9 protein-coding genes and 3 pseudogenes are annotated in these 11,398 nt (G+C 35.8%); 7 read left to right on the top strand and 5 right to left on the bottom strand.

Annotation, left to right across the window (positions count from 1 at the left end; translation table 11 throughout):
• Positions 1-105: 105 nt before the first annotated feature.
• A pseudogene (locus tag AA650_RS20120) lies at positions 106-611 on the top strand (Uma2 family endonuclease); the annotation flags it as partial.
• Between the two features lie 270 nt (positions 612-881).
• A complete protein-coding gene (locus tag AA650_RS20115; protein ID WP_053540394.1) occupies positions 882-1,142 on the top strand; it encodes a hypothetical protein in 261 nt (86 codons plus the stop codon).
• Here the strand turns inward: AA650_RS20115 and AA650_RS20110 are convergent.
• Positions 1,131-2,054, bottom strand: a complete 924-nt coding sequence (locus AA650_RS20110; RefSeq protein WP_053540393.1) for a 1-aminocyclopropane-1-carboxylate deaminase/D-cysteine desulfhydrase — start codon at positions 2,052-2,054, stop codon at positions 1,131-1,133. The genes AA650_RS20115 and AA650_RS20110 overlap by 12 nt on opposite strands.
• A gap of 68 nt (positions 2,055-2,122) precedes the next feature.
• Between AA650_RS20110 and AA650_RS20105 the strand changes: the two are divergent.
• The 5 genes and pseudogenes from AA650_RS20105 to AA650_RS20085 form a co-directional block, all read left to right on the top strand.
• Positions 2,123-2,347: pseudogene (locus AA650_RS20105) on the top strand (pyridoxamine 5'-phosphate oxidase family protein); the annotation flags it as partial.
• 125 nt (positions 2,348-2,472) lie between these two features.
• Positions 2,473-2,948 (top strand): annotated as a pseudogene (locus AA650_RS29505) (hypothetical protein); the annotation flags it as partial.
• 386 nt (positions 2,949-3,334) lie between these two features.
• The gene (locus AA650_RS20095) at positions 3,335-4,330 is read left to right on the top strand and encodes a sodium-dependent bicarbonate transport family permease (protein WP_053540392.1); all 996 of its coding nucleotides are present in this window, start codon (positions 3,335-3,337) and stop codon (positions 4,328-4,330) included.
• Positions 4,331-4,334: 4 nt separating this feature from the next.
• Positions 4,335-4,628, top strand: a complete 294-nt coding sequence (locus AA650_RS20090; protein ID WP_053540391.1) for a P-II family nitrogen regulator — start codon at positions 4,335-4,337, stop codon at positions 4,626-4,628.
• 167 nt (positions 4,629-4,795) lie between these two features.
• Positions 4,796-5,281, top strand: coding sequence for a hypothetical protein (locus AA650_RS20085; RefSeq protein WP_053540390.1), 486 nt, complete (start codon positions 4,796-4,798; stop codon positions 5,279-5,281).
• A gap of 590 nt (positions 5,282-5,871) precedes the next feature.
• On the opposite strand, the gene AA650_RS20080 is transcribed toward AA650_RS20085, so the two are convergent.
• The 4 genes from AA650_RS20080 to AA650_RS20065 form a co-directional block, all read right to left on the bottom strand.
• Positions 5,872-7,263, bottom strand: a complete 1,392-nt coding sequence (locus tag AA650_RS20080; RefSeq protein ID WP_053541354.1) for an amidase — start codon at positions 7,261-7,263, stop codon at positions 5,872-5,874.
• Between the two features lie 396 nt (positions 7,264-7,659).
• Positions 7,660-9,186, bottom strand: coding sequence for a hypothetical protein (locus AA650_RS20075; RefSeq protein ID WP_053540389.1), 1,527 nt, complete (start codon positions 9,184-9,186; stop codon positions 7,660-7,662).
• Positions 9,183-10,229: an RAMP superfamily CRISPR-associated protein gene (locus AA650_RS20070; protein WP_234413231.1), complete on the bottom strand. Its 1,047-nt coding sequence runs from the start codon at positions 10,227-10,229 to the stop codon at positions 9,183-9,185. Before AA650_RS20070 ends, AA650_RS20075 begins: the two co-directional genes overlap by 4 nt.
• A gap of 130 nt (positions 10,230-10,359) precedes the next feature.
• Positions 10,360-11,379 (bottom strand): transposase, encoded by a 1,020-nt coding sequence (locus AA650_RS20065; protein WP_053537527.1) that lies wholly within the window; start codon positions 11,377-11,379, stop codon positions 10,360-10,362.
• Positions 11,380-11,398: the final 19 nt, after the last annotated feature.

Here is an 11,398-nt window from a genome sequence, read left to right as displayed (position 1 = left end):
CTATCGCTTGACAATCAAGACAGTCGCTACAAAAGTTATAATTATAACTTAGTCGAGAAACTTGTAAAAGCGATCGCCAACCCATAAAACCTATAAATTAAAATTATGACCCTCGCACAAGAAACACGCTACTATTCACCTGAAGAATACCTAGAATTAGAGGTAAACTCGGAAATACGTCACGAATATATCAACGGATTAATTATACCATGACAGGTGGAACACCCAATCACAACCAACTTGCAGGCAATTTTTACGAAATGTTAAATTTTGCGCTCAAACGTCAACCTTATCAAGTCTTTGTTCCAGATCAACGTCTTTGGATTCCCACCAGAAAAATTCATACCTACCCTGATATTATGGTTGTGAAAAATCCCTTAGAATATGAAGAAGGAAGAAAAGACACTTTAGTAAATCCCGTGATGATTGCAGAAGTATTATCAAAATCTACCAAAAGCTATGATAGAGATGAAAAATTTGCAGCTTATCGGACAATTCCCAGCTTACAAGAATATATTTTAATTGACCAATACACAATGCACATTGAGCAGTATTTTAAAACCGATAATAATAAATGGATATTTTCTGAATTTACAGACGGAGATAGTAGCTTAGAGACTTCCAAATAAAAAAATGTCCCAAAACTGATGCAGAAATTCTCTCTCTGTGTACTCTGTGCCTCTGTGGTTCGTTTCTTAGGATAATTTATTTCTTGGAAGTCTCTTAAACCTATCTTCTATTCCCTGCCAAATCTTGTTAGCAGATATTTATGATAAAGTAGATTTCAACACCGAAGAATAAAAACTCAATCTTCCTCTCCGCGTCTGGAGCGCCTCTGCGTGAGATAATCATAATTCTAAATACCAAAGGAGTCAATAAAAATGAGTCGCATTAATCCCTACACATTACAAATGCAAATTACCCAAATGTTTGCACAAGGACAATCATTTTTTGCCCTTACTAAAGTTCAAGATTGGTTAAAAGAACATAATCAAAACCCATTAGATTTTGAGATTTTCTTTCATAAAAAACCTGCACCTCCCGGTTCTAAGGAAGTCATGGTCATAGAAATAGAACTCAAACGCAAAGACGGACAACCCGTAGATCCCTGGTTACAAGAACAGGCTAATTTACACGCTTAATTTAGATATTGCATCTTGATTACCCTGTAAACCTCCCGTATGGATTAATAGCAAAGATTCCGATTTAAAAAACCCTTTTGCAATTAAATCCATCACTCCATAAAACATTTTTCCCGTGTATATATAATCTAAAGGTATATCATATTGTTGTTGGAAATCTTGACAAAATAGCTTTAATTTATTAGTCACTTTAGCGTAACCACCAAAATGATAATCACATATAAGTTGCCAAGGTGCAGGAGTATTAACAAGTGTTGGTAAACCAGAAGCTAGATAATTTGTTAATAAGTTATTGATATCTTCGTTGAGAAAATCACCACCTTTCAAAACAGGAAAACCAATTACTTTTTGTTCTTGACTTAATGATAGTGTCATTCCTGCTAATGTTGTTCCTGTCCCGCAAGCCAAACAGATAGTATTAAATTTTCTAACTGTTTGTAATATCTCTATACAACCGCGCAGACCATTTAAGTTACAACCTCCTTCAGGAATAATAAATACTTCTCCAAATCGCTGTTTTAACTGATTTTGTAATTCTTCTGTATGACGTTTTTTATATGTTTGACGATCAATATATACTAATTCCATTCCCTGTGCTACGGCAAATTGTAAAGTAGGATTGAGAGGGATATTTTCTTCTCCACGAATTAAGCCAATAGTCCGAAAACCAAACAGATTTCCTGCGGCTGCGGTAGCATAAATATGATTAGAATAAGCGCCACCAAAAGTAAGAATTGTTGAGAAATTTTTCTCTTTAGCTTCCACTAGGTTATACTTTAGCTTAAACCATTTATTACCGTTAACATGAGGGTGCATTATATCCAGTCGTAAGACATATAATCTAGTATCTGCAATAGCACAGATTTCACTATGAATTTGTTGAATAAGTGGCGGAAAAAAAATTGATGACATTTCCAATAAAAGTTAATCTTTATTAGTATAGTATAAAATACTAAATTTATAAAAAACATCCACCAATTATGGCTAAACTTTTTGATTTAATCACCGAAGAACTGCAAAAGTTTATTATTAATCAAAAAATATTTTTTGTCGGCACAGCACCGCTAAGTTCGACAGGTCATGTTAACCTTTCTCCCAAGGGTTTGGAAAGTTTTCGGATTCTCTCCCCCCACCGAGTTGGTTATTTAGACGTAACAGGTAGTGGTAATGAAACATCTGCTCACTTGCAGGAAAATGGACGAATAACCGGCGTTGCTGATTAAGGGTATGAATTTTAGTCTCACGCAAAGGCGCAAAGACGCAAAGGTAAGATTTTTAAAGGTTCAATTTGGAAATTTCATACCTCGATTCAGCAACGCCTGGACGGATAACCTTGATGTTTTGCGCTTTTCAAGAACCTGCTTGTATTCTCCGTCTTTATGGTCAGGGACAAACTATTTTACCGGGTTCTCCCGAATGGGATTCTCTTTATCCTTTATTTCCTCCGCTTCCGGGAACTCGACAAATTATTATTGCAGATATTGAAAGAGTGCAAACTTCTTGTGGTTTTGGTGTCCCGCTGTATGAATATCAAGGACAAAGAGATACTTTAGTTAAGTAGGTAAACAAAATAAAAATGAGGGGTATTGCGTTTTGTAAAATGGCTGAAACCCAATCAGAATCTCGCATTGAGACAACTTTACATACCGTTATATACCTTTAAATTTTTCTGTTCACCTACTTAATTGGGCTAGTAAGAAAGGGGAAAAAGGAGTTAAGGAATATCAACAAAAGAAGAATCTTATTAGTATTGATGGATTATCAACGCCTTTGAGTAAATCCCAGAGTGTGGATGATTGCGGATAGGAATAGATAAATAAGATTAGTTGGTTTTACCGCTTTTATTGTGATCAAATATCCTTTTTGTTAATCCAAAACCATGACTGTACATGGATTTTAATTATATCAGTAAAGGATGAATCTGGATGCGTTTCCCCTGCCTATTTTTGATTCAGAGTTATATATACTTATTCCTGCTTCCTTAAATAAGTCCTAGAAGACCCTGGAAAAGTTTTTTGCGAATATCAATATGTCCTTAGCACGCTTTATAAACGCTACGACGCAAATGAAGTTCACGCAGTTAAAATTATTAATAATTATGCTACCCATTTACAAAATACTATATCAGCAGGTATATTGGAAAGTTAAGCCTGAAATATAAAATTACGAACTCAGAATCAAATTAATAAAAAATGAATTCTAGCCCCCTATTGTCCAACATTTTAAACCCGCCAGTGTTATTCTTCTTTTTAGGAATGCTGGCGATTTTTCTGCAATCTGATTTGGAAATTCCCCAACCATTACCCAAATTATTTTCCCTTTACCTGCTACTCGCAATTGGTTTTAAGGGTGGATATGAAATTGAAGAAAGTGCCATTAATCCAGAAATTGTCCTCACTCTTTTAGCGGCTATATTCATGGCTTCTGTTGTTCCTATTTACTCATTTTTCATTTTAAAACTGAAACTAGATACCTATAATGCAGCCGCTATTGCTGCAACTTATGGTTCTATTAGTGCCGTTACTTTTATTACGGCTCAATCTTTTCTCAAAGTTCTCAATATTGATTCTAGTGGACACATGGTAGCTGCTTTAGCACTCATGGAATCTCCAGCAATTATTGTGGGAATTGTCTTAGTGAGATTCTTTGCTAAAAGTCAGTTAGAAGCAGGAGAAGGAGAAGGAAAAGCAGAAAAGTTTTCTTGGGGTGAAGTATTAAGAGAAGCCTTTTTAAATGGTTCTGTATTTCTCCTCATTGGTAGTGTAATAGTGGGAATTCTCACAGGAGAAAAGGGTTGGGAAAAATTACATCCATTTACCCAAGATATATTCTATGGAGTGCTATCATTCTTTTTACTAGATATGGGTATGGTAGCTGCTAGAAGAATCAAAGACTTGAGAAATACAGGTCTTTTCTTGATTGCTTTTGGCATTTTTATGCCTGTATTTAATGCCATTATTGGTATCTTTATTAGTAAATTAATTGGGATGTCTGAAGGAAATGCTCTTTTGTTTGCCGTACTTTGTGCTAGTGCTTCTTATATTGCCGTACCGGCAGCAATGCGAATGACTGTTCCTGAAGCTAACCCCAGTTTATATGTATCTATGGCTTTAGCTATCACTTTTCCGTTTAATATTATTGTTGGTATACCTTTGTATTTCAACATTATTAAGACAATAGGAGTATAATTAGGTGCAAGTTTTCAAAAAAGTCGAAATAATTATCAATTCTTTAGAACTACAAAAGGTGTTAAAAATTCTAGATCATATAGGTGTTTCTGGATATACAATTATTGAGGATGTCACAGGTAAGGGATACAGAGGTCGAGTTATTGACGATTTAGAAGGTCATGCACTTACCAATGGTTATGTAATGACTATTTGCAATGAAGAACAAGAACGGCAAATAGCTGAAGCTGTTCGACCAATCATCAAAAAATATGGTGGTGTATGTATTGCTGCTGATGTTAAATCAATCGTAGATTAATTAACTTTTGTAAATAACAATTAGCAAATAAAATCTAATTTTTCGATGAATTTTGGCGAATGCTCCGGTACAAAGGAAATAGATGCAGGATTACCCGGTAATAGGTTATAACCCTACATTACTATAATCATTGTACAGATTAGAGAATAATCTCTGGAGTGTACAAAATGAAATCTTTAATTGCAACTTTCACCGAAAAGTTAGATTTTTCGGAATCGGAAATAGAAGCAATACTTTCCACACCCTTAAATGAGGTGCTGAATTCACCGGCTTTAAAACAAGAATTAGACAGTTTAGATATTAGCTTACTCAAAAAAACCTTACCCACAGCCGGTGCAGTTTTATCTGAACATTTACCACTTTTTTATGATTGGCTAAAAAATGAATTAGGTGTTCAGAATGTTCCTGATAGTCCAGACCATACAACAAAATGGGTAGTTGGTTTTCTTAATAATCAGGAAAGTATCAGTCATCTGGTTGAATTACACCGTCCCGTTCCCCACGCAGCTTTAGAACAAGCTGTTCCCCGGTTGGTGGGTTTGTTTGATGGTGTGGAAGATGAAAAGGTGCGTGAAGAATGGGAAAAAGCAGTTGCAGCACTTTGTTTAGTTTTGGTTGTTGATGCTCGTGAACAGGCAAAACTGGCTAGTTAAAATGTCTGAATCAGGATGCTCAGGATTGAAGGATTAACAGGATTGAATATGGAAATATTTGCCAACTTTCTGTTTTTTAGATCGTTTCTATGTCTGAATCAGGATACTCAGGATTGAAAGATTAACAGGATTGAATATGGAAATATTTACTAACTTTCTGTTTTTTGAGATTATTTTATGGATAAGAGGATGTTTGAAAAGTCGTATCCCGTAATTTTCATCACATTGTTACCCCCCTTTCCCCTTATAAAGCTACGGTGTACACACAAGTTATCTAATCACCATTATTCCTCAAATTACCCCACCCTAACCCTCCCTGATGCTTTGGGGAGGGAACTAATTTTTCCAGTTTCCCCCCAATGCTTTGGGGGGATTAAGGGGGGTAATTTAACTTGTGTGTACACGATAGCCTTATAAAGGGGGGAAACAATAAAAATCCAGTTCCCTCCCCGATGCTTTGGGGAGGGTTAGGGTGGGGTAAAAAATATTTGATACATCAACCATAACTTTTCAAACACCCTCTAACAATCCTGTAAATCTTTAAATCCTGTAAATCCTGATTCTGACATTTTGTAAATCCTGATTCTGACTTAAAGTGATGGCTGGTGTTGAATCCAAGGGTTAGCGGCTTCTAATTGGGCTGCTAGACTAATGAGGGTAGACTCAGCCGCAGGTTTACCAATTAGCTGTACACTCAGGGGTAAACCATTGCTATCAAAACCGACGGGAAGAGCGATCGCAGGTAATCCGGTAGCATTTGCGACAGGACAAGGCGCGACCCAGTGGACAATTTTGGCGAATGTCTCTTCTGGACTCAAATCTGCCCATTCACCGACGCGAATGGGAGAATGTAAATAAACTGGTAATACCAATACATCTACAGTATCAAAAAAGGCGATAATTTGCCGAGAGACTATTTGCATTTGGGAAAGTGCTTGCAGATATTCAGCCACAGAACCGCTTTTGGCGAATAACCATTGGTTCAAAGGTTGCAAAGCTGGTGACGGGATTCCCGCTGCTGCGATTCCCGCTTGCCAAACTACTTTAAATGGTTCGATTAAATTGCTAAAATCTGGGTATTTTTCCTCAACTTGATGTCCAAATTGTGCCAATAACTCGACGGTTTTAAATACTCCTTGTTGACAGTTAGCGTCAGCTTCTCCAAAGGGGAGAATATTGGTACTAAAAGCGATTTTTAAAGGATCTAATTTAACTTGAGTTGCAGACAGAAATGATGGTTGGGGATCTGGTAGCCAATAAGGATCACCAGTGACATAGCCAGAGATTACATCTAACATAGCGGCTGCATCCGCCACTGTGCGGGCAAGGGGACCATCAACAGCGATGCCCCCCAAGCGATCGCCTACAGGGGCTTTAGAAACTCTTCCCCTGGCTGGTTTGATGCCCACAACACCACAACAAGCCGCCGGACCACGCACCGAACCACCACCATCTGAACCTTGAGCGATCGCACTTAATCCTGCTGCTACCGATGCCGCTGCACCACCACTAGAACCACCTGGAGTATATGCCAAATTCCAAGGGTTTCTGGCTGGGGGAAATCCCATAGGTTCGCTGTAAGGATAAGAACCTAATTCAGAAGTTGCGGTTTTACCCAGAATAATAAATCCCGCTTGTTTAATTTTCGTCACCACGCCATCATCATGATTGGCAATATTGTTTAACAGTGCTGGATTTCCATAAGTACAAGTAACACCTGCAACTGCACTTAAGTCTTTAATAGAAATTGGCACACCAAAAAACGGCGGTAATTCTGAAGTTGTAGTTAGTAATTCTGTTTTATTTGTAGCATCAGCGATCGCTAAATCTGCCGTAACTGTAAAATAGCTCCCCAATTGAGGATTTAAGCGTTCAATTCTTTCCAAATATACTTCCACCAACTCCAACGGCGACACTTCCCGTAGACGGATTAATTGTGCTAACTCTAAAGCCGGAGTAAAAGCTAAATCATTGTTATTCATTGCAAAAAAGGGAACAGGTAATGGGTAATGGGTAATAAACACTCATTTTCACCAGTTTAGAGCTTCAGTCAAAAAAAAGATGCTTAGTCTGAAAAAACAGTCCCATTATTTCCATCTTTTCAAAAACATGAGTTTTTTCTGTTCCCTCTGAATTTAGCAGGATTTTTGGGCGTTGCTGATTAAGGGTATGAATTTTAGTCTCACGCAAAGGCGCAAAGACGCAAAGGTAAGATTTTTAAAGGTTCAATTTGGAAATTTCATACCTCGATTCAGCAACGCCGATTTTTGAAGCTTTTGTTGCATCAACTTCATAGCAATAGGTGAAGGTTGAAAATGCCTATTTTCCCAACGGTTAACTGTTTGGCTCTGATGTATGGGCGATCGCTCAATTATTGGTTAAATTGTATCTTCTAAGTATTGCAATCCCCATTGATACAAAGAGCGCATTAATAGATTGTTGAGATTGGGGGGAGTGCTAACTTCCTTGAGTAGTCCCATCATCAGCTTTTTAATGATTTCTGGTGTTGTTGGTATCTTAACTCCGTCAAATCCATTGTTAGCCCAAAGATAGCTAATTTTCGTTGAAGTTATAGATTCGCCATCATGAATAATTGTGTTGCGCTTTTTCCTAATATCGGTCATTAATTTTGACCATTTATTATCTTCTTTGAATTTTTTGTAAATACACCAACCTTGCATTAATTGTTGTAGGGTAGCCTCATCTTGATGATTAACTATCCAACCTTTGACATACCATTTTTGATTGATAGATTGCAGATATAATAATTGTTCTAAAATCTGCACGAATTGAATAAATGCTGTGGTGTAGTTTTCCCGATTTAATGCTAATTCTAATATCAGGGTAGACTCCCATAAATTAGTAATTTTGTCATCTTGCAGCTTTTGCAGTTGGGTTTTCCAATTTTCAACTTGTTCTGCATTGACTAATTTAGATGCATCCTTAGAACTCACCCAATCTTTGAGTTTTTGGTAAAAATCTTTATTAGATTCCCAATTACTATATTGTGCTAAAAACCCTGCTAATTTATATAATACTGGATGACGATGTTGATGGACTTTCAGCCAAATTTGTGCTTCTGAAAAATCTCCCCGTTCCCAAGCAGACTGAATTTTTACTTTTTCTAGTGACCAAAAATATTCAGCCATAGAAATTAAACTGAAAGTTTGGGAATGATTAGCAGTAACTAAACCATTTTCTAAAGTGGTGAAAAACTCCTTTGGTTCATTAGGACTAGCATTAAATACTTGATATTGACGTACTAAAGCGGCTGCACATATTTCTACATTAGAAGCAATGACAGGGGTACATCCTTTAGTTTGTATCCATAGAATAAATTCTTGATTTTCGTTAATACTTATAGCTTCTTTTAAAACCAGTTGTTCTAATTCTTCTCGGATTTCATCACTATTACCAGCATTAATTTTTGGTGAGTGAATATCAACTCTAACATCAGGAAATAAACTTTTAATTTTTCCTTTCATTAATTCTGCTAACCATAAAGTATCTAATCGGCGAAAGTTCCAAGTAATACTTTCTGGTTGGTCTGTTCCCCATAAAATAATATGTTTTAAACCTTGGTTTACTCCTCCTTCAATCACAATTTTATCTAATAATAATTCAACATTACTAAAATCGCCACCTAACCATTCTTTACAGTATTCATAATAACGTTGACCTAAATCTCGACCACTCCAAGGATAGGTTTTACCATCTTCATCTTGATGTTTACCGCGTTCTATTCCTAGTTCTTGGTAGAGTTCGTTGATATGCTTAGGATAACTAATATTACCATCTGCACCAAAGGAACGAATGATACCATCTTTACACCGCCATCCTATTTGTCGAGTTCCTACGGTGATGATTAATGTACTAACTTGATTTGTGTTATTTGTGGTTTTCATAGTGGGAAGATTTGAACTTTATTTTGTAATGTTTCTAAATATTTTTGACGAGGATCTGCATTAGCGCCAAATACTGTTACTACTTGGTAATCACCTAAGTCTGTAATCCATATAGGCGAAGGTTTAACTTCTCTACCTACTTTTCCGCAAAGATTACCATCATAATTACCATTGAATTTCAATTCTTCACTATGCAATACTGATAAAGCATAAGGTTTACCAAAATTTTCATTTCCAGAACAAACAATTATCCGACAATTAGCATCAATAGCTTCTGTCCATTGGTTATTTCTAACTATTCCACAATTCCTGATCTGCCGATAATTTAAATTAATACCTAACCCTTGCAATGCTTGATAAAATGCTTCTATTCTTTGTCGGAATAATTTCTGAAAATGATGTGTAGTTTCCGGTAATTCCCAAAATGAATCTTTACTATCAGGTATTAAAGTAGACCCACGCCACCAAGGGGCATAAGGGCGGGTTTTACGAGAATAACAAGGTCTTCTTGCACCTTGACCAATACCACCTAAATGAAACATTAACCAAGTCAGATTTTTGATTAATTTCTGTAAATTATCCTGGTTATCTTGCGGTATTCCTGGTGAGTAATTTAATGTTAAAATTCCCTCTTGTTCACCACATTGATCATTCTTATGCTGGGCTTCTTTTTGGGTAATTCTTCCTTCTAAAACTCTAACCATTAACCAACCATATTGTTTACTAGGATTAATCCCACCAAAGATTTTATTTTCCCATTCTTGAACTTGTCCAGTCTCTAAAATTCCTAGTGCAAAAGTTCTAAACCAATAACGTAACATTGATTTAAAAGCAACCGGGCGGACTTCTGGATGATTAATTGTTTCCGTTCTTATGTTTCCATTATTAGCTATTCTATAAGGTTGATTAATATTTCTAAACTTCTGCTGCCCGTGAATTAATTGACCTTCTATAATAAATTTAACCCGGAAAAATTCACTGTTATTCTCAAGTTTACCTGCGGGATTTAGTTGACCATAACCTGTGTTAACCTGAGAACCCACACCAGCTTGTAAACCCTTGATTAACCACTGTTTTACTTGTTCTAATATCTCTTTATCTTGACACAGAAATGTTGAATAGCGTAATAAAACTTTACATATTGAAATAAACTTAGCCTATAAGTGCTATTTTTCATCTTATCCAAATAAGTTTTCTAAACCAATGAACATAACTTATTTCCTGACACATATAGGACTGAAGATAACGGAGTTTATCTAATAAAGTTTTGCCAAATTCTTGCGGTATTTCTATTAGTTGCAATATCAAATAAGCGATTAAACAGCACATTATCTGAATTCTAATTCCATTCTCATTCTTTGTCATAAGTCTGTCTAACTTGAGGTGCATTTTTAAGAATTTCCATAACAATTCAATTTGCCATCTTTGTATGTAAATTTCCATAATCTCTTGATTACTAACTTGCTCTTCTCCTTCATTTAATAAGTTTGTTGCTAAACGAAATTCACTCTTAGTTTCTATATCACAAAATGCTACTACTCTAATTTCCACTTCTCTTTCATCTTTGCCAACTTTACAATTACCATTTTCTAGCATTTCTAAAGTGACATTATTTTTAATTCTTAAGACAAAAGCTTTATTTTTTTGTTGTTTTAATTCAGATATTCTTTCGGAGGATGCAAATCCTCTATCCATTATCCCTACTCCTTTTGACGGAATTGCTTCTACTGTTTCTTGTCCATATTTATGGTCATGTCCTTGCCCAAAATGAATCACCATTCCACCAACTTCTGATGTCAAACTATCTAACCCACAAAATAGTTTTACTTGATGATATCCTTGACTCCATAATAATTTACTTGTTAATGTAATAATTGTTGAATCTATAGGAAATAATGCTTGGGTTTCTTCCTTTCCTTTTTTCTTTCTCAGTTGATTGTTTAATTCAGTTATTATCTCCAAAAATACTTGAGTATCTCTCTTTTTACTTGCCTTGGAAAAATTTGATATTTTTAAATCTATCCCTTGATTATTTAGTCTTTGAAATAAATCTCTCATACTCACTATACTTTTATCCATGACATACTGTAACCACACTGATACAAATGAAAATGTGTCCAGAACTGGATAATCTTTTTTGGGCAATGGTTTCAATATTGTTTTGACCACTTCTGGGAAATTCTTTAAGCGCATAATTTGATAATTCTTTATC

The organism is Anabaena sp. WA102, assembly GCF_001277295.1.
GTDB lineage: Bacteria > Cyanobacteriota > Cyanobacteriia > Cyanobacteriales > Nostocaceae > Dolichospermum > Dolichospermum heterosporum.
Note: the sequence above shows the minus strand (reverse complement) of the source record. Positions and strands in the feature narration are given on the sequence as shown.